The 17732-nt window shown below is 58.0% G+C and carries 16 protein-coding genes and 1 pseudogene; 6 read left to right on the top strand and 11 right to left on the bottom strand.

Annotated features, from left to right (window positions below):
- Positions 1 to 41 precede the first annotated feature (41 nt).
- Entirely contained in the window at positions 42 to 893 is an 852-nt protein-coding gene (locus tag ACVWZ0_RS00235) for a PhzF family phenazine biosynthesis protein (protein WP_253457054.1), read from the bottom strand.
- A 150-nt stretch (positions 894 to 1043) separates the two neighbouring features.
- Here ACVWZ0_RS00235 and ACVWZ0_RS00230 point away from each other — a divergent pair, with 150 nt between their 5' ends.
- On the top strand, positions 1044 to 1667 hold the full coding sequence (locus ACVWZ0_RS00230; protein WP_253457057.1) for a glutathione S-transferase family protein: 624 nt from the start codon (positions 1044 to 1046) through the stop codon (positions 1665 to 1667).
- Positions 1668 to 1671: 4 nt separating this feature from the next.
- Here ACVWZ0_RS00230 and ACVWZ0_RS00225 read toward each other — a convergent pair whose 3' ends face one another.
- A complete protein-coding gene (locus ACVWZ0_RS00225) occupies positions 1672 to 3129 on the bottom strand; it encodes an aminotransferase-like domain-containing protein (RefSeq protein WP_253457060.1) in 1458 nt (485 codons plus the stop codon).
- 136 nt (positions 3130 to 3265) lie between these two features.
- Here ACVWZ0_RS00225 and ACVWZ0_RS00220 point away from each other — a divergent pair, with 136 nt between their 5' ends.
- Positions 3266 to 3850, top strand: a complete 585-nt coding sequence (locus ACVWZ0_RS00220) for a LysE family translocator (protein WP_253457064.1) — start codon at positions 3266 to 3268, stop codon at positions 3848 to 3850.
- A 30-nt stretch (positions 3851 to 3880) separates the two neighbouring features.
- Here ACVWZ0_RS00220 and ACVWZ0_RS00215 read toward each other — a convergent pair whose 3' ends face one another.
- The 4 genes and pseudogenes from ACVWZ0_RS00215 to ACVWZ0_RS00200 form a co-directional block, all read right to left on the bottom strand.
- Entirely contained in the window at positions 3881 to 6280 is a 2400-nt protein-coding gene (locus tag ACVWZ0_RS00215; RefSeq protein WP_253457066.1) for a phosphoketolase family protein, read from the bottom strand.
- 151 nt (positions 6281 to 6431) lie between these two features.
- Positions 6432 to 7988, bottom strand: a pseudogene (mqo, locus tag ACVWZ0_RS00210) (malate dehydrogenase (quinone)); the annotation flags it as partial.
- A gap of 617 nt (positions 7989 to 8605) precedes the next feature.
- Positions 8606 to 9373 carry a triose-phosphate isomerase gene (tpiA, locus tag ACVWZ0_RS00205; RefSeq protein ID WP_253457069.1) on the bottom strand — a complete coding sequence of 256 codons (768 nt, stop codon included), beginning with the start codon at positions 9371 to 9373 and terminating at the stop codon, positions 8606 to 8608.
- 119 nt (positions 9374 to 9492) lie between these two features.
- Positions 9493 to 10086 carry a YiiQ family protein gene (locus ACVWZ0_RS00200; RefSeq protein WP_125290582.1) on the bottom strand — a complete coding sequence of 198 codons (594 nt, stop codon included), beginning with the start codon at positions 10084 to 10086 and terminating at the stop codon, positions 9493 to 9495.
- Between the two features lie 92 nt (positions 10087 to 10178).
- Between ACVWZ0_RS00200 and ACVWZ0_RS00195 the strand changes: the two genes are divergently transcribed.
- The gene (locus ACVWZ0_RS00195) at positions 10179 to 10622 is read left to right on the top strand and encodes a DUF805 domain-containing protein (RefSeq protein ID WP_253457073.1); all 444 of its coding nucleotides are present in this window, start codon (positions 10179 to 10181) and stop codon (positions 10620 to 10622) included.
- Here the strand turns inward: ACVWZ0_RS00195 and fpr are convergent.
- Entirely contained in the window at positions 10613 to 11359 is a 747-nt protein-coding gene (gene fpr, locus ACVWZ0_RS00190) for a ferredoxin--NADP(+) reductase (RefSeq protein WP_253457076.1), read from the bottom strand. The genes ACVWZ0_RS00195 and fpr overlap by 10 nt on opposite strands.
- 280 nt (positions 11360 to 11639) lie before the next feature.
- Between fpr and emrD the strand changes: the two genes are divergently transcribed.
- A complete protein-coding gene (gene emrD / locus ACVWZ0_RS00185) occupies positions 11640 to 12818 on the top strand; it encodes a multidrug efflux MFS transporter EmrD (RefSeq protein ID WP_253457079.1) in 1179 nt (392 codons plus the stop codon).
- Between the two features lie 29 nt (positions 12819 to 12847).
- Here emrD and glpX read toward each other — a convergent pair whose 3' ends face one another.
- From glpX to ACVWZ0_RS00170, 3 genes are all read right to left on the bottom strand, one after another.
- Positions 12848 to 13858 carry a class II fructose-bisphosphatase gene (gene glpX / locus ACVWZ0_RS00180; RefSeq protein WP_253457082.1) on the bottom strand — a complete coding sequence of 337 codons (1011 nt, stop codon included), beginning with the start codon at positions 13856 to 13858 and terminating at the stop codon, positions 12848 to 12850.
- A 145-nt stretch (positions 13859 to 14003) separates the two neighbouring features.
- Positions 14004 to 15515, bottom strand: a complete 1512-nt coding sequence (gene glpK / locus ACVWZ0_RS00175; protein WP_253457085.1) for a glycerol kinase GlpK — start codon at positions 15513 to 15515, stop codon at positions 14004 to 14006.
- A 31-nt stretch (positions 15516 to 15546) separates the two neighbouring features.
- Positions 15547 to 16389, bottom strand: coding sequence for an MIP/aquaporin family protein (locus tag ACVWZ0_RS00170; RefSeq protein ID WP_253457088.1), 843 nt, complete (start codon positions 16387 to 16389; stop codon positions 15547 to 15549).
- On the opposite strand from ACVWZ0_RS00170, the gene ACVWZ0_RS00165 reads away from it, so the two are divergent.
- Complete coding sequence (locus ACVWZ0_RS00165) at positions 16388 to 16846, top strand: hypothetical protein (protein WP_253457091.1); 459 nt, start codon at positions 16388 to 16390, stop codon at positions 16844 to 16846. The genes ACVWZ0_RS00170 and ACVWZ0_RS00165 overlap by 2 nt on opposite strands.
- On the top strand, positions 16836 to 17075 hold the full coding sequence (gene zapB, locus ACVWZ0_RS00160; protein WP_125290575.1) for a cell division protein ZapB: 240 nt from the start codon (positions 16836 to 16838) through the stop codon (positions 17073 to 17075). Before ACVWZ0_RS00165 ends, zapB begins: the two co-directional genes overlap by 11 nt.
- Before the next feature lie 96 nt (positions 17076 to 17171).
- Here zapB and rraA read toward each other — a convergent pair whose 3' ends face one another.
- Complete coding sequence (gene rraA / locus ACVWZ0_RS00155; protein WP_253457093.1) at positions 17172 to 17657, bottom strand: ribonuclease E activity regulator RraA; 486 nt, start codon at positions 17655 to 17657, stop codon at positions 17172 to 17174.
- Positions 17658 to 17732: the final 75 nt, after the last annotated feature.

Below are 17732 nucleotides of genomic sequence, written 5' to 3'. Positions count from 1 at the left end.
GCGTTTCAGGCCGGGAAGCGTCGCGCCTCCCGGCTTTAGCCTCAAAGACGGATCGTGCCGTCTATGACCGTGACCGTCTGGCCGCCAATCCAGGCTGTGCCCGACGCCCAGCTGACGCTCAGGCGACCGGCGCGCTGTAAGGCCGTGCCCTGACGCACGCGGTAATCCAGCTCCACGCCCTGCGCCTGCAGGTAGCGGGCGAGACAGGCGTTGGCGCTGCCGGTCACGGGATCTTCGCACAGCGAGCCGTGCTCCATCAGCAGGCCGCGCACCTCATACTGTTCCGCTACGCCCTGCAAAGGGCCAAACGGCATCACGCCGGTCACGCGGGCTTTTTTCAGCAGCCGTTCAAATTCCGTAACGTTGGGTTTGATCGCCAGCACCGCTTCGGCGGAAACCATTGGCACCAGCAGAAAACGAATGCCCATATCCGCAATCATTACCGGCAGACGGGTTTCTATCGCATCGGTGTTTAACGCGCTGCCCAGCGGCGCCTCGTTAAATTCCGTCAGCGTCGCCTCCGGGGCGGCAAAAGCCAGCGCGCCGTCGTCGGCAATTTTAACCTTTACCAGCCCCAGCTCGCACTGCTGCACAATCTGGCCCGGCTTCTTCAGGCTAATACCGGATTCCAGCAGCGCATGGGCCGTACCGAGCGTTGGGTGGCCAGCGAACGGCAGTTCGCCGTCCGGCGTAAAGATACGCACCCGGTAATCGGCGGCCTCGTTGGTTGCCGGCAGAACAAAGGTGGTTTCCGATAAATGCGTCCAGCGGGCCACGGCCTGCATCTGCTCTGTGCTGAGATCCTCGGCCGCCATGATCACCGCCAGCGGGTTGCCGTTTAAAGGCGAAGAGGTAAAAACATCAACCTGTTTAAAAGCGCGTAGCTGCGTCATCTGTCTCTCCTTTCCATTAATTTTCTTTGACAATATCAGGAATTTTCCCGGTCGGGGTGCTGAAGAGGTGCTATTTTCAGGTTAAGGAGCGCCGTTATCAGTTCACGCTGTAACAGGTAGCCTAAACCCGAACAAAAAAGTGACGGAAATATGCTGAAAATACTGGGGCGTGCATCGTCTATCAACGTCCGTAAAGTCCTGTGGGCCTGTGAGGAACTGGGTATCGCCTCTGCACGCGAAGAGTGGGGCGAAGGCGCCAGATCGCCTCAGGAGGCCGAATTCAGGGCGCTTAATCCCAACGCATTAATGCCGGTTATTCAGGAAGGCGATTTTATATTATGGGAGTCCAACGCCATCATTCGCTATCTGGCAAACGCTTATGAAGGCGGCTGGCTCTACCCACAGGAACCGCGCGCGCGTGGACGGGTCGATCAGTGGATTGACTGGCAGGCCACCGAACTGAATACTTCCTGGCGCTATGCGTTTATGTCGCTGGTGCGGCATTCCCCCGCCCATCAGGATCCGCGCCTGCTGGCCGCCGCCTGTAAAGGCTGGAACTACACGATGGCTATTCTTAATCAGCAGCTGGAAAAAACCGGCGCTTTTGTCGCGGGTGACGCGTTCTCGCTGGCCGATATCCCGATTGGGCTGTCGGTGAACCGCTGGTATGAAACGCCGATGGAGCATCCCGAGCTGGCGGCGGTGCGCGCCTACTACGAGCGCCTGACGAAGCGTAAGGGCTACGCGCACTGGGGACGCAACGGGATGCCGTAACGGCTCAGGCTATGCCGGGCGGGATGCCGCTCATCTCGCAGGCCAGCTCGCCGGTGCGCTTCAGTGCCCAGGTATAGCGTTCGTCAAAGTGGTAGCAGCAGGTCAGCCGGATCGCGCTGTTGCAGCGGTCGCTCAGCGTATAGAGCGCGCCCGGCGTCAGGCAGATTTTCTCCTGCAGCAGGCGGTGGAACAGATCGATGCAGTCGATCTGGCCCGGCAGCTCGACCCAAAAGATAAAGCCGCCGCTGGGCAGCGTCGCTCTGGTGCCCTGCGGGAAATGCCGGGCGATCAGGCCGCGCGCCTCATCCATTAACGTGGCATAGCGGCGACGCATGGTGCGAAGATGACGATCGTAGCCGCCGGATTCCAGAAACAGCCCAAGCGTTTCGCTCAGCAATTTTGATTCCGTCAGGGAAGAAACCGACTTAAGCCGCGCCAGCGCCTGGGAAAAACGTCCCGCTGCTATCCAGCCAACGTGAAAATCGGGCGCCACCGTTTTAGTGAAGCTGGCGCAGTGCAGCACCCAGCCATCCGTATCGAAAGCCTTTACCGCTGGCGACAGCGGCCAGCAGAATTGCAGCTCGTCATAAAGCCCATCCTCGATCAGCGGCACCTGATAATGGTTAACCAGCTTCGCCAGCCGCTTTTTATCCTCCAGCCGCATGGTGCAGCCCAGCGGATTTTGTACCGTCGGCATGGCTACCAGCGCCTGAATGCGCTGCTCACGCAGCACCAGCTCCAGCGCGTCCAGCGACAGACCGTGCTGCGGATCGGTAGGCAGCTCCAGCACCTTCAGGCCCAGGCTCGCCACCAGAGGGAAGAGGTAGAAATAGGTGGGCGTTTCCAGCCCGATGCAGTCGCCGGGCTTGGTGACGGCGCGCAGAGCCAGCTGTAGCGCCTCCATACAGCCGTGCGTCAGCGTAATATCTTCGGCGGTGAGCATCATGCCCAAATCCGCTACGCGCCGGGCGATTTCACGACGCAGACGCTGGCTTCCCGGCGGCAGCGCGTAGCGGCCGATCAGCCCAGGTTCGCGCCGCAGCAGCGAAGCCATAATGCGGCTGATTTTCGCCGTCGGAAAGAAATCGCTGTTTTGCGGGCAGGCCAGCGAAAGGTTGATATAGTCCGGATGGTTTTGCGCCGCAAAGACGGTATCGATCAAATCGAGCTTCTCGCTGCCGGGCGTGCGCACCTGTGACTGGTGGCCGTTGCGCGCCCTTAACGAAGGCAGCACGCCCCGGACATAGTAGCCGGACTGGGGACGCGCTTCGATCAGTCCGCGATCTTCCAGTAGCCGATAGGCCGTCAGCACGGTGTTAACGCTGACCTGATGGATAGCGGCGCAGCGGCGCACGGCGGGAAGGCGGCTACCCGGCAGCCAGGTGCCGTTGTGAATGGCTTCCGCCAGCGTTTCGGCCAGCTGGTGATACAGCGTCTGCTCTTGCGGATCGATAATGGACACAGTCACGTCTCCGGCTAATGGGTACAGTTAATCGATAACAAGGATTGTGCTCATAACAATAGTGGATTTCTGAATCTGTTACCATCATCGCAGACGCCTTACCATGTTCTTCTCATTCACTTGCAGGAGAGCGGCCATGCTCGATCCCTCTTTTTTCAGCTACGTTACCGTTATGTCGATCACGCCTGGGCCGAACAATCTGATGCTTGCCACTTCCGGCGTTAATTTCGGGATGCGCCGCACCGTGCCGATGATGTTCGGCATCACGCTGGGCTGCGCCTTGCAGATAGCGATCGCCGCGCTGCTGCTGGACAGCCTGCTGCTGTGGATGAGCGCCATTCGCCTGCCTTTAACGCTGCTGGGCTGTGCCTATCTGCTGTGGCTGTCGTGGAAGATTTTCCGCGCGGGCGCGCCGGAACTGCGGGAAAAAGCGAGGCCGCTGACGCTGCTGGGCAGCGCGCTGTTTCAGGTGGTCAATCCAAAGGCCTGGCTGATGGCCACCAACGTAGCGCTGATCTATTCCGCCAGCAGCGGCATCCTGCCGATCATGAGCGGTTTCGCCGCGCTGAATCTGCCCTGCATTTTGGTCTGGGCGATGATGGGCGACAGATTGGGCAGGCATTTGCAGGTGGCGTGGAAGCTGCGGGCCTTTAACAGCGTGATGGCGCTGTCGCTGGTGGCCACCATCGGCTGGATGCTGGCAGAGGTGTTAAAGCCATAAAAAAGGGCGGCCCGAAAGCCGCCTTCTGTTTTAGTCGCCGACTTCGCCGCCGCCTTGCTGCGACGGCCACTTCCAGTCCCGGACTTCCGGGATATCCTCGCCGTATTCACGCACCCAGGCGTGATGAGCCGCCAGCTTCTCCTGAAGCTTATCGAGCACGTCGGCGGCTTTCTCCTGTAATCCCGGCACGCGCAGGATCGCTTCCTGCGCCAGGTGGTAACGATCCAGCTCGTTCAGCACCGTCATATCGAAAGGCGTGGTGGTGGTGCCTTCTTCGTTAAAGCCTCTGACGTGGAAATTCGGATGATTATTGCGCTGGTAGGCCAGGCGATGGATCAGCGCCGGATAGCCGTGGAAAGCGAACACCACCGGCCTGTCGCGCGTAAAGATCGCATCAAAATCCTGCTCTTCCAGCCCGTGCGGATGCTGGTCACGGGTTTGCAAAGCCATTAAATCCACCACGTTAACGACGCGAACCGACAGATCGGGCAGATATTGCCGCAGCAGATCGACGGCCGCCAGCGTTTCCATCGTCGGCACGTCGCCCGCGCAGGCCATTACCACGTCCGGCTGTTTGCCTGGCTTCTCGTTGCCTGCCCAAGGCCAGATCCCCATGCCTTTCTCACAGTGCGCGATAGCCTCATCCATGTTCAGCCACTGCGGCTCCGGCTGCTTGCCGGCGATGATCACGTTAATGCGGTCCCAGGTTTTCAGGCAGTGATCGCCGACCCACAGCAGAGTATTGGCATCCGGCGGCAGATAAACGCGAACAATATCGGCTTTCTTGTTGATAACGTGATCGATAAAACCGGGATCCTGATGGCTGTAGCCGTTGTGATCCTGTCGCCAGACGTGCGAGGAAAGCAGGTAGTTAAGCGAGGCGATCGGCTCGCGCCACGGCAGCTTGCGGGAAACCTTCAGCCACTTGGCGTGCTGGTTGAACATCGAATCGATAATATGAATAAAGGCTTCGTAGCAGTTGAACAGGCCGTGGCGACCGGTTAACAGATAGCCTTCCAGCCAGCCCTGACACTGATGCTCGCTGAGGATTTCCATTACCCGCCCATCCGGCGCCAGCTGCTCGTCGTAATCGCGGATCTCCTCCATCCAGGTACGATTAGTGACGTCAAAAACCTTGCTCAGCCGGTTAGAGGCGGTTTCGTCCGGGCCGAACAGACGGAAGTTATCAGGGTTATCGCGGAAGATAGCGCTCAGATAGCTCGCCAGCACGGCGGTAGACTGCTCCTGCGTGTCGCCAGGCTTATCGATTTTTACCGCAAATTCCCGAATATCCCGCGTTTTTAACGGTTTGCGCAGCCGGCCGCCGTTGGCGTAAGGCGTCGCGCCCATGCGCTTTTCGCCCTGTGGCGCCAGCGCCTGCAATTCGGGTTTAAGCCTGCCTTGTTCATCAAACAGATCGTCAGGCCGGTAGCTTTGCAGCCAGTTTTGTAACAGCTGGCGATGCTCGTCGTTTTCCCGACATTCGGAAACCGGCACCTGATGCGCGCGCCAGAATCCTTCCACCTTTTTGCCGTCCACCGTTTTTGGGCCGGTCCAGCCTTTCGGGCTGCGCAGAATAATCATCGGCCATGCCGGTACGCTGTCGCCGGTGTGGCCCTGACGCGCCTGCTGCTGGAAGTCACGGATGCGATCGAAAGCACGATCCAGCGTGTCGGCCATCAGACGGTGCATTTTTTGCGGGTCGTCGCCGCTGACAAACAGCGGTTCATAGCCGTAACCAGCGAACAGCTGCCGCAGATCTTCATCGCTGCTGCGGCCAAGCAGCGTAGGATTGGCAATTTTGTAGCCGTTCAGATGCAGGATCGGCAGCACGGCGCCGTCCCGCGCGGCGTTTAAAAACTTAGTGCCGTGCCAGCTGGCCGCCAGCGGGCCGGTTTCCGCTTCGCCATCGCCGATCACGCAGGGCACGATAAGATCCGGATGATCGAAAGCCGCGCCAAAGGCGTGCACCAGCGAATAGCCCAGCTCGCCGCCTTCATGGATGGAGCCGGGCGTTTCCGGCGCCGCGTGGCTGGGAATGCCGCCGGGAAACGAAAACTGGCGGAAAAGATGCTGCATGCCCTGCGCGTCCGCGCTGACTTTTGGGTAGATTTCGCTGTAGGTGCCTTCCAGCCAGGTATTGGCGACCATGCCTGGCCCGCCGTGGCCGGGGCCGCAGATATAAAGCAGGTTGAGATCGCGCTGGCGAATAATGCGGTTCAGGTGCGCATAGATAAAGTTCAGGCCCGGCGTGGTTCCCCAGTGCCCCAGCAGACGAGGCTTGATATGTTCAGGCTGCAGCGGCTCGCGCAGCAGAGGATTAGCCATCAGGTAAATCTGCCCGACTGAAAGATAGTTAGCGGCGCGCCAGTAACGGTCAAGCAGCGCTAATTCAGTCTCGGTAGCGGAATGGGGTGAAGAGGTGTCCATCAGCTGCTCCTTTTAAATGAGTCAGCTAAAAGCATAGACGCCTGGGGGAGTTGTGCAGGAAGCGGCAAAATGCGCGCGTAAAAAAGGCGGGAGATCCCGCCTTCAGGCTTTACTATTTACCGATTACGGCTGCGGCCACCGCCGCTTCGTCATTGGCCGCGGTAAACGGCGTGTAGTCGAGCTGCAAAACGCGGCTGGTTTCCGCCAGCTGGTGCTCGGTTGCCGCCACGTTGCCGTTCAGCTTCTGGCCGTAAGAGGGCACTATTGCTTTCAGCTTTGCCTGCCATGCCGACGTCGCCATCTGCTCAGCGAACACTTTGCTCATCAGATCGATCATGATAGGCGCGGCCGTGGAAGCACCCGGCGAGGCGCCCAGCAGCGCGGAGATGGTGCCGTCCTGCGACGTGACGACCTCCGTGCCCAGCTTCAGCACGCCGCCTTTCTGCGCGTCTTTCTTGATAATCTGTACGCGCTGGCCCGCCTTAACGCGACGCCAGTCCTCTTTTCTCGCCTCCGGGAAATAATCCCGCAGCGCCTGGCAGCGATCGTCATCGGTCAGCATGACCTGGCCAATCAGGTATTTCACCAGGTTAAAGTTATCCAGCCCGACGTGCACCATTGGCTTAAAGTTCGACGAGGTCATGGAGCCGAACATATCCCACAGCGAGCCTTGCTTCAGGAACTTCGTCGAGAAGGTGGCAAACGGCCCGAACAGCAGCACCTGCTTGCCATCCAGCATCCGCGTATCCAGATGCGGCACGGACATCGGCGGCGCGCCAACGGAAGCTTTGCCGTACACTTTGGCCAGATGGCGCTTCACGATCTCCGGGTTTTCGCTTACCAGGAACTCGCCGCCGACCGGGAAGCCCGCATATTCTCTGGCTTCTGGAATACCGGTCTGCTGGAGCAGCGTCAGCGCCGCGCCGCCCGCGCCGATAAAGATATATTTCGCGCGAATGGTTTTCCGGCGGCCGTTGTTTTTCAAATCGGCCACGGTCACGTTCCAGCTGCCGTCGCCGTTGCGCTTAAAGCCGCGAACCTCATGGCCGGTTTCCAGCGAAAAATGCTGGTTTTTCTGTAGCGATGCCACCATCTGGCGCGTGATTTCGCCGAAGTTCACGTCGGTGCCGGTGGTGATGCGCGTGGCGGCAACGCGATCTTTGTCGTCACGTCCTTCCATCAGCAGCGGTGCCCACGCCCTGATTTGCTCCGGGTCTTCTGAATACTCCATACCGCGAAACAGCGAGCTTTTCTGCAGCGCCGTAAAGCGTTTCTTCAGGAACGCCACGTTGTCGTCGCCCCAGACAAAGCTCATATGGGGAACGGTGTTGATAAAGCTGCGTGGATTGCGCAGGACGCCTTTCTGGACCAGATGGGACCAGAACTGGCGCGAGATCTGAAACGCTTCGTTGATCTCGACGGCTTTTTTGATATCGACCGAGCCGTCTTCTTTCTGCGGCGTATAGTTCATTTCGGCCAGCGCGGCATGCCCGGTACCGGCGTTGTTCCAGCCGTTGGAGCTTTCTTCAGCCACGCTGTCCAGGCGTTCGATCATACTGATGCGCCACTCGGGTTCCAGAGCCTGCAACCAGGTGCCAAGCGTAGCGCTCATCGCGCCTCCGCCGATCAGTAATACGTCTTTTTCTTCATCTGCCGTAGCGGCTTTCGCAGAGCCCATAGCGGCCAGAAGTCCTGCTAATTTTGGCATGAGGCGACTTCTCCGTATGTTGATAAATCAACATGGTGAGCAGGTGAAACGGCGCGATCTCTTTCGGACCGTGGTAGCCGCTTCGCTGAGTACAGTGCGCTTCCATCACAAAAACGGATGATTAACGCGCGTTAAGCGTTGTGGAAATATACCATTGTTACGTAGCAATTAAAAAATTGTTTAAAGATTAAAAATGAGAATGAATAATCAAACAAAATTAGAGGAAGTAATACCAGAGGCTGCTTCAGCGAAACGGCAAAGAGAGTTAGCGGTTATTTATTATTAATTTTCATAAGGATAATTTGGTTTTCTTCGGATGGGGTTGTGCAAAAAGCAGACAGGTAAAGCCTGAAAAGCAGGCGTGAGCAGGGAAGATCGCAGAGAATTTAGTTGTTATTAAATGTTAATTGTTTGTTAAGTGGGAAAGGCCAGCGGATGATCCAGCCGCGTGGCGGGTAAAATGAGGGCGGATATCTCCGTGCGGACAGGCCGATTAAAAAAACCTCCGCGCAGGCCGGGCAAAAAAATGCCTGCTCCGCACGGGCGGAACAGGCGTCACAGATTGATACGTCCGGCATGCTGCCGGACGGAACAGGCACTGTGCTTTATCGGCAGCGTCAGGCTTTTTTAGCCGCTGCGGCAGCCTTAACGATCACCGCGAAAGCATCCGCTTTCAGCGATGCGCCGCCAACCAGCGCGCCGTCGATATCCGGCTGGGCAAACAGCTCGGCCGCATTCTTATCGTTAACGGAACCGCCGTACTGGATAATGACCTGTTCTGCGACAGCGGCATCTTTTTTGGCGATATGGTCACGGATAAATTTATGCACGGCCTGGGCCTGTGCAGGGGTAGCGGATTTGCCGGTGCCGATAGCCCAGACTGGCTCATAGGCAATGACCACGCCGTTGAACGCGTCAGCGCCCTGGGTTTCCAGCACGGCGTCAATCTGGCGTGCGCAAACTTCTTCGGTTTTACCCGCTTCGTTTTCCGCTTCGGTTTCGCCAATGCACAGTACCGGGATCAGACCGGCCGTTTTCAGCACCGCGAATTTTTTGGCAATCAGCTCGTCGCTCTCTTTATGATAAGTGCGACGCTCGGAGTGGCCGATAATGATGTATTTCGCGCCTACGTCTTTCAGCATCTCGGCGGATACTTCGCCGGTGAACGCGCCAGACAGGTTAACGTCTACGTTCTGCGCGCCAAGCACGATATGGCTACCCGAGCTGGCGTGTTTCGCCAGATCCAGATAAATCGTTGGAGGGGCAATGGCTACGCCGCAGCCATCGACGGCGCTCAGCTCATTACGCAGACCGGCAATCAGCTCGTTGACCATGTGTTTGCTGCCGTTCAGTTTCCAGTTACCCATTACTAACGGATGTCGCATTCTATCCTCCACGCTTAGCGCGATACGGTTTAATTACCCTGCCTCAGCAGCGTTGTCTGCCGGACAGTATAGAGATCAAAGCCCTTCAGAGCTTTGCTTTTCGTCATTTTTAAACCCGGTTAGCTGCCGTTCAGGGCGAGTTTTACCGGCTCGATGGCGAAGGTCAGCCCTTTTTCGCCGTTGTCGGCCACCACGTAGCGCAGCGCGCCTTCCGCCTGGGCATAGTAGCGCGAGCCTTTCCCTTTACTCAGCAGATCGTCCAGCCGCTTCTGACTCTGTTCCTGAGTCAGCGTCGGTTCAAAAAACCGCGTCAGCGCAATCATATAGGCCAGCGCTTTATCCCGTGCGGCTTTCTCTTCCGGGCCGGGCACCGGCAGCCAGGTAATCTGTAACGTTTTGATCTTTCCGGTTCCCTGTTCCAGCGCGGTAGAAGAGTAGAGATTTTCATTGATCTTGCTGGCGGCACGGGTCAAATTACTTTTATCACCGCGGCTGTCCGTCGCCCGGTATTCAGCAATCTGTAACTTTGGATTGATAGCATTATACTTTTCGCGAAACTGGCCGATAGTCATATCAAAGGTCGGCGCACCCGCCAGAAGATAGGGCGCTGTAGGCATATGTTCAGCACGCTCCTGAGGATCGGCTTCGGCCCGAACGGGCGCGGTACTCAGCCAGACCAGTAACGTAAAACCCGTGAACAACGCTTTATTCATTATCTGTCGCTCTAACTAATGCAGTTAACGCAAGATTAAAACGGACAATGACCGGCAAAGTCAAAGCCTGACGCTGTTCTGAGGAAGAAAAAATGACCTTACAAGCGTGGTGTTTTTCCTGGCGTGGCAGGCTGGGGCGGCGCGATCTGTGGATTTGGCTGACGCTGTGGCTGGTGCTGCTGACCGTGCTGTTTACCCTGGCCGCGCGAGGCTGGATCAGCACGCAGACCGCCGCCTTCTGCGTGGTCAGCCTGCTGTGGCCGTCCAGCGCCGTGGTGGTGAAACGTCTGCACGACCGTAACAAATCGGCCGCCTGGGCTTTGCTGCTGATCGTGGCGTGGATGCTGCTGGCAGGGAACTGGTCGGCGCTGCCCGCCAGCTGGCAGTGGACGCTGGGGCGCTTTATTCCCACGCTGATCCTGGTGACCATGAGCCTGGAACTGGGCGTCTTCAGCGGCAGCAAAGGCGCCAACCGCTTCGGCAAAACGACGTTGCAGGTGAACTATTTTGGCCGTCGGACGCCCGATTACCAGTAGTGTTCGCTGGTGATATGGCCAGGCTTACGTTTCAGGTGCTTGCGCATGTCGCGCGTCTCTTTCAGCAGCTGCTGGGTGTCTCTGACCATCTGCGGGTTGCCGCACAGCATGATATGGCTCTCTTCTGCCGTCATGGGCAGCCCGACGGCGGCTTCCAGCTCGCCACGCTCTATCAGCGCGGGCACGCGGCCGGTCAGCGACCCCTCGGCCGCTTCGCGGCTGACCACCGTCTGAATACGTAGCTGTCCCTGATAGCGCTGCTCCAGCGCCTGCATCAGCGGCAGATAGCTCAGGTCCTGCGCGTAGCGGACGGCATGGACGAGAACGATATGCTCAAAACGCGCCAGCCCTTTGCCTTCCTGCAGGATAGAAAGATAGGGGCCGATAGCCGTCCCGGTCGCCAGCATCCACAGCGTTTTGCACTCGGGGATTTCATCTATCACAAAAAAACCGGCGGATTCTTTGGTGATCATCAGCTTCTGGCCCGGCTGCAATGCATGAAGTCGCGGGCTTAATTTGCCTTCCGGCACCGTCACCAGGTAGAACTCCAGGTTGGCGTTGCTGGGGGCGTTCACAAAAGAGTAGGCGCGCTGCACGCGTTCGCCGTCGACTTCCAGCGCCAGCTTGGCGAACTGCCCGGCAATAAAGGGATCGATGGGCGCGGTGACGGTAATGCTGAACAGGCTCTCAGTCCAGTCCTGCACCTGCTGTACTGTGGCGTTGACCCACTCGGCCATAGTGCGCTCCTTAGTCAAAACGGTTGAATAGCCTATCTTCGCTACGGAACGGCTTTTTTGCCAGCCTCCGTGTTGCGCAAAGCTCATATCGACAAATCCGGCATCCGACGTACAGTTTCATTTACGCCGCTGAACGCTTTTGCTGACACTTAATTAAAGACCATTTTTCCTTGCCCTCTCGCTTTGTCATGCGTTCCTGATATTTTCCTCGCTATCGAAAACCCTTCTTGGCCAATCGTCCTGTTTAATGGCGATTTAGCCGATAAATTGTGCTGATAAAATGAAGAAAATTGCAAACGGGCATTTGCTGGTGATGCTGATCGCGCTGGTGGCCGTCGGACAGATGGCGCAAACCATTTATGTTCCGGCGATGGCGACCATCGCGCAGGATTTTGGCGTGCGCGACGGCGTGGTGCAGCGCGTGATGGCCGCGTATCTGATGACCTACGGCGGCTCGCAGCTGCTGTATGGCCCGCTGTCGGATAATATCGGGCGGCGTCCGGTTATCCTGGGCGGATTAACTATTTTTATGATCGGTTCACTGGTCGCGCTCGGCGCGCCGACCTTCGATCTGCTGGTGCTGGGCAGCGCCATTCAGGGACTGGGAACGGGCGTGGCGGGCGTGATGGCTCGCACCATGCCGCGCGATCTGTATGCGGGCGGCGCGCTGCGGCAGGCCAACAGCCTGCTGAATATGGGCATTCTGGTCAGTCCGCTGGTTGCGCCGGTGATTGGCGCGCTGCTGACTCATCTGTTTGGCTGGCACGCCTGCTTTATTTTTCTGCTGTTGCTCTGCCTGGGTGTGGGCACGGCAATGCTGCGTTGGCTGCCGGAAACGCGTCCCGCGCCGTTGGAAAAACGCGCGCTTTTTTCACGCTATAAGCCGCTGCTGGCTGACAGCACCTTTGTGCGCTATCTGATTATGCTGATGGGCGCGCTGGGCGGCATCGCCGTGTTTGAAGCCAGCTGCGGCGTGCTGATGGGCGGCGTGCTGGGACTCAACAGCCTCACGGTCAGCCTGCTGTTTATTCTGCCGATCCCGGCGGCGTTTTTCGGCGCGTGGTTTGCCGGTCGCGACAATAAGCCTTTTCAGCAGCTGATGTGGTGGTCGGTCAATAGCTGCCTGCTGGCTGGCGCGCTGATGTGGATCCCGGCCTGGTTCGGCGTGATGACCATCTGGACGCTGGTGGCGCCTGCCGCGCTGTTTTTCTTCGGCGCGGGCATGCTGTTTCCCCTGGCGACCACGGGCGCCATGGAGCCGTGGCCCTATATGGCCGGTACGGCGGGCGCGCTGTTGGGCGGCCTGCAAAACCTGGGATCGGGCCTGGCGGCCTGGCTGTCGGCGCTGCTGCCGCAGAACGGCCAGTTCAGCCTGGGAATGCTGATGTTCGCCATGGCGCTGCTGATCCTGCTGTGCTGGCTACCCTTGTCGAAAAGGCCGGAGATGCACGCGGTATGAAGTAACGGGCCAAACGGCCCGTAAACATCCTACAGAATATATTGATGCAGGCTCGCGTCCTTACGATCCAGATAGTGAATGGACTGGATGCGGCGGATAGTGCGCGATTTGCCGCGCACCAGCAGCGTTTCGGTGGTGGCGACGTTGCCCTGGCGCGTAATGCCTTTCAGCAGATCGCCGCTGGTGATGCCGGTTGCGGAGAAAATAACGTTATCGTTGCGCGCCATGTCGGCCAGCGCCAGCACCTTTCCGGCTTCAATACCCATTGCCCGACAGCGTTGCAGCTCCTGTTCACCCAGCGCGCGGTTTTCCGGCGTATCGCCTTTGACCGCGTGACGCGGCAGCAGGCGTCCCTGCATATCACCATCCAGCGCGCGGATCACCGCCGCCGAAACCACGCCTTCCGGTGCGCCGCCGATGCCATACAGCACGTCCACTTCGCTGTCCGGCATACAGGTCAGGATAGAGGCGGCCACGTCGCCGTCGGGAAAGGCAAAAATTCGCACGCCCAGCTGCTGCATCTCGGCAATCACGCCGTCATGGCGCGGCTTGGCAAGAACGGTGACGGTCAGCTCCGTCAGCGGTTTTTGCAGCGCCCGCGCGATATTTCGCAGGTTTTCCGCCAGCGGCAACGCCAGATCGATAGCGCCTTTCGCGCCAGGGCCAACCGCCAGCTTTTCCATATACATATCGGGCGCGTTCAGAAAGGTGCCTTTATCGCCAACGGCCAGCACGGCCAGCGCGTTGGCCTGGCCCATGGCGGTCATGCGCGTGCCTTCAATAGGATCGACCGCGATATCCACCGCATCGCCCTGGCCGCTACCCACTTTTTCGCCAATGTACAGCATCGGTGCTTCGTCGATCTCGCCTTCGCCGATGACGATTTGCCCATCGATATCGACTTTATTCAGCATGATACGCATGGCGTGCACCGCAGCGCCGTCGGCCGCGTTCTTGTCGCCGCGCCCCAGCCATTTATAGCCAGCCAGCGCTGCCGCTTCCGTTACGCGTGAAAATTCAATAGCGAGTTCTCGTTTCATAATGGGCCTTACGCAAAGTAATGAAGCAGGAAGTCTGGCATGGCGGGGAGGAAAAACGCCAGCATTCTTATCGCCGGGTTCTGAACATCAGGGAGGAGGGGCGGAACAGATGCCCGCAGCCGTGGCGACTGCGGGCGAGAAGACGTTACTCTTCGTGGTCTTCCCATGCCTGAGCGCGGGAAACGGCTTTCTTCCAGCCTGCATAACGATAGTTACGCTCGGTGGTTTCGATGCTCGGACGGAATTCGCGTTCAATGACGGCCTTGGCACGGACTTCATCCAAATCTTTCCAGAAGCCGACCGCCAGCCCCGCCAGATAGGCGGAACCCAGCGCGGTTACTTCCAATACTTCCGGGCGTTCGACGCGGGTGCCCAGGATATCGGACTGGAACTGCATCAGGAAGTTGTTGGCTACCGCGCCGCCATCGACACGCAGAGACTGCAGGCGGGTGTTGGAGTCATTCTGCATGGCTTCCAGCACGTCGCGGGTCTGGAAGGCGATAGATTCCAGCGTGGCGCGAATAATATGGTTCGCGTTCGCGCCGCGCGTCAGGCCGAAGATAGCGCCGCGCGCATACGGGTCCCAGTAAGGCGCGCCCAGGCCGGTAAAGGCCGGCACCATATACACGCCGTTGCTGTCTTTCACCTTGGTGGCGAAGTATTCGGAATCGGTGGCGTCACCGATTAGCTTCATCTCGTCACGCAGCCACTGGATAGACGCGCCGCCGATAAATACCGCGCCTTCCAGCGCATAGTTGACTTCGCCGCGCGGGCCGCAGGCGATAGTGGTCAGCAGGCCGTTAGTGGAGGTGACAGCTTCCGTGCCCGTGTTCATCAGCATAAAGCAGCCGGTACCGTAGGTGTTTTTCGCCATGCCCGGCTGAACGCAAAGCTGGCCATACAGCGCCGCCTGCTGGTCGCCCGCGATACCGGCGATAGGGATACGCGTGCCGCCTTTACCGCCGATATTGGTCTGGCCGTAGACTTCGGAAGAAGACTTCACTTCCGGCAGCATTTCACGCGGGATATCCAGGATATCCAGCATGCGCTGATCCCACTCCAGCTTGTGGATGTTGAACATCATGGTACGCGAGGCGTTGGTGTAATCGGTGATGTGCACCCGTCCCTGCGTCATTTTCCATACCAGCCAGGAATCGACGGTGCCGAACAGCAGCTCGCCGCGCTTTGCCCGCTCGCGCGAGCCTTCAACGTGATCCAGGATCCATTTAACCTTGGTGCCGGAGAAGTAAGGGTTAATCACCAGCCCGGTAGTGTGCTGAATATACTCTTCCAGCCCCTCTTTTTTCAGTCGGGCGCAGTAGTCGGCGGTGCGCGGATCCTGCCAGACGATAGCGTTATAGATCGGCTTGCCGGTCTCTTTGTCCCAGACGATAGCGGTTTCACGCTGGTTGGTGATGCCAATGGCGGCTATCTCGTCCGAACGGATATCGGCGTGGGCCAGCACTTCCACCAGCGTGGAGCTTTGCGACGCCCAGATGTCCATCGGATCGTGTTCGACCCAGCCGGTCTTAGGATAAATTTGCTGAAATTCGCGCTGGGAAACCGCAACAATGTTGGAGTCGTGATCCAGCACCACGGCGCGGGAGCTGGTTGTGCCCTGATCCAGCGCGACGATATATTTTTTATCTGTAGTCATAAATCCTTCCTGATGTGTAAAGGGTTAGCACTTACGCTTTACGCTGTTCAGCACGCGCTATCGTCTCTGGCTTCTTTATCGCAGCTGCGCCAGGCAGGTTACGGGCGATCAGAGAGCGGTAGCCGAATGCACCCACGCAGGCGCCAACAATCGGGCCAAAAATTGGCACGAGGAAATAAGGAATATCGCGGGCGCCGGTGAAAGCAACGTTACCCCAACCGGCCAGCCAGGCAAAGATCTTGGGTCCGAAATCACGGGCCGGGTTCAGGGCGAAGCCGGTCAACGGACCCATTGCACCGCCGATAACCGCGATAAGCAGGCCGATCAGCAGCGGAGCCATCGGGCCGCGTGGCAGGCCGTTGCCGTCGTCGGTCAGCGCCATAATCAGCCCCATCATCACGGCAGTGATCACGGCTTCAACCAGGAAAGCCTGGCCAACGCTGATATGCGGATTAGGGTAGGTAGAGAAAATACCGGCCAAATCCAGGCTCTCGACGCTGCCGCGCACCATATGGTGCGTCTGCTCGTAGTCCAGAAACAGGTTATGGTAGAGCGCATAAACCAGCGCGGCGGAGCAGAAGGCGCCTGCCACCTGCGCCACAATATAAGGAATAACTTTACGGCCTTCAAAGTTGCCAAACAGGCAAAGCGCCAGGGTCACGGCCGGGTTCAAATGCGCCCCGGAAATGGCCGCGCTCAGGTAAACCGCCATGGCAACGGCGATCCCCCAGATGATGCTGATTTCCCACAGGCCGAGTACCGCGCCTGCTACCTTTGCCGCCGCGACGCAGCCGGCACCAAAGAAAATAATCGTGCCGACGCCGAGAAACTCGGCGATGCACTGCCCTTTAAGGGTGGTGGTTGTCTGGCTCATGATGTTGGTTCCTGAAGGCGAGGTTAAATGGTGTACGGCTTTTTTTTCTCTTTCCCTGAGTCGCCCCAATCTTGTGTGGGGTTGTTGTGAATTTATCGTTAACGAGCATAAACGAGAAATAGCGAAATCAAAAGTTGTGTGCTGCTTCAAAAAAATGAGCGTTTTCGCGTCTTTTAACGGAATTTTCCTGCGGCTTTTGGCTTTCGTTTTCCATTTCATGTTGCAATTTGTTAACAATACCCGCGCAGGGATCGCGGGTAAATGTTACAAACACCAGGTCTGCGCTGAAAAACGCGGCTCTCTGCGCCGTAGCAGGTTCGTTGCTGGACTTGGCGGGCCGCTCTACATACAATCGGAACATCGTTGTGAGCCGCAGCGGGTCGGCCAGTGTCGATCGCGCCGCGTCTGCAACATCAACGCCTTGCGATTAGGAGAGGTCATTTACGATGTCATTTGAAGTGTTCGAGAAACTGGAAGCAAAAGTACAGCAGGCGATTGATACTATCACGCTGCTGCAGATGGAAATTGAAGAGCTGAAAGAGCAGAACAACAACCTGAATCAGCAGGTTCAGCAGGCCGCGGGCAACAGCGAATCCCTGGTGCGTGAAAACCAGCACCTGAAAGAGGAGCAGCATGTCTGGCAGGAGCGTCTGCGTGCGCTGTTGGGAAAAATGGAAGAAGTCTGAGTCAGGTTTGACGGCAGGCGGTAAAAGAACGGGTGCCAGTCAGCACCCGTTTTTGCTATATGCCAGCCGGTGGATCTTCTGGAAGGATAAGGTGTGCTATTCGATATCCAGCGGATCTTCGGAAAGGATAATACCGGTATTATCGGCATAAAGATGGTCGCCTGAAAAGAAGGTCACGCCGCCAAAATTGACGCGCACGTCGCTTTCGCCAATGCCTTCGCCAGCGGCGCCAGCCGGGATAGCCGCAATCGCCTGAATGCCGATATCCAGCTCTTCCAGGTCATCTACCTGGCGCACGGAGCCGTAGACCACCAACCCTTCCCATTCGTTTTGCAACGCCAGGCGAGCCAGCGCCGCATCGACCAGCGCGCGCCGTACAGAGCCGCCGCCGTCTACCAGCAGCACGCGCCCGCGTCCGTTTTCTTCCAGCAGATCATACAGAAGCCCGTTATCTTCAAAACATTTCACCGTGGTGATTTGCCCGCCAAACGAGGTGCGGCCACCAAAGTTTGAAAAGAGCGGTTCAACCACGTTCACATCTTCATGATAGATGTCGCAGAGTTCGGAAGTATCGTATTTCATAAGGGGTTCATCTGTTCGCCACAGGGAGACTAAGTATATCGCTTTCTGGCGGTTGTTGGCAAAATCATCAGTTGT

It is taken from the genome of Erwinia sp. TECH1 (assembly GCF_054057575.1).
This window is presented reverse-complemented; position numbering and strand designations above follow the sequence as displayed.

Excerpts from the sequence above, each read along its gene's own strand:
- ACVWZ0_RS00235 (WP_253457054.1), bottom strand. The coding sequence starts at position 893 with ATGACGCAGCTACGCGCTTTTAAACAGGTTGATGTTTTTACCTCTTCG.
- ACVWZ0_RS00230 (WP_253457057.1), top strand. The coding sequence starts at position 1,044 with ATGCTGAAAATACTGGGGCGTGCATCGTCTATCAACGTCCGTAAAGTC.
- ACVWZ0_RS00220 (WP_253457064.1), top strand. The coding sequence starts at position 3,266 with ATGCTCGATCCCTCTTTTTTCAGCTACGTTACCGTTATGTCGATCACG.
- ACVWZ0_RS00215 (WP_253457066.1), bottom strand. The coding sequence starts at position 6,280 with ATGGACACCTCTTCACCCCATTCCGCTACCGAGACTGAATTAGCGCTG.
- tpiA (WP_253457069.1), bottom strand. The coding sequence starts at position 9,373 with ATGCGACATCCGTTAGTAATGGGTAACTGGAAACTGAACGGCAGCAAA.
- ACVWZ0_RS00200 (WP_125290582.1), bottom strand. The coding sequence starts at position 10,086 with ATGAATAAAGCGTTGTTCACGGGTTTTACGTTACTGGTCTGGCTGAGT.
- ACVWZ0_RS00195 (WP_253457073.1), top strand. The coding sequence starts at position 10,179 with ATGACCTTACAAGCGTGGTGTTTTTCCTGGCGTGGCAGGCTGGGGCGG.
- fpr (WP_253457076.1), bottom strand. The coding sequence starts at position 11,359 with ATGGCCGAGTGGGTCAACGCCACAGTACAGCAGGTGCAGGACTGGACT.
- emrD (WP_253457079.1), top strand. The coding sequence starts at position 11,640 with ATGAAGAAAATTGCAAACGGGCATTTGCTGGTGATGCTGATCGCGCTG.
- glpX (WP_253457082.1), bottom strand. The coding sequence starts at position 13,858 with ATGAAACGAGAACTCGCTATTGAATTTTCACGCGTAACGGAAGCGGCA.
- glpK (WP_253457085.1), bottom strand. The coding sequence starts at position 15,515 with ATGACTACAGATAAAAAATATATCGTCGCGCTGGATCAGGGCACAACC.
- ACVWZ0_RS00165 (WP_253457091.1), top strand. The coding sequence starts at position 16,388 with ATGATGTTGGTTCCTGAAGGCGAGGTTAAATGGTGTACGGCTTTTTTT.
- ACVWZ0_RS00170 (WP_253457088.1), bottom strand. The coding sequence starts at position 16,389 with ATGAGCCAGACAACCACCACCCTTAAAGGGCAGTGCATCGCCGAGTTT.
- zapB (WP_125290575.1), top strand. The coding sequence starts at position 16,836 with ATGTCATTTGAAGTGTTCGAGAAACTGGAAGCAAAAGTACAGCAGGCG.
- rraA (WP_253457093.1), bottom strand. The coding sequence starts at position 17,657 with ATGAAATACGATACTTCCGAACTCTGCGACATCTATCATGAAGATGTG.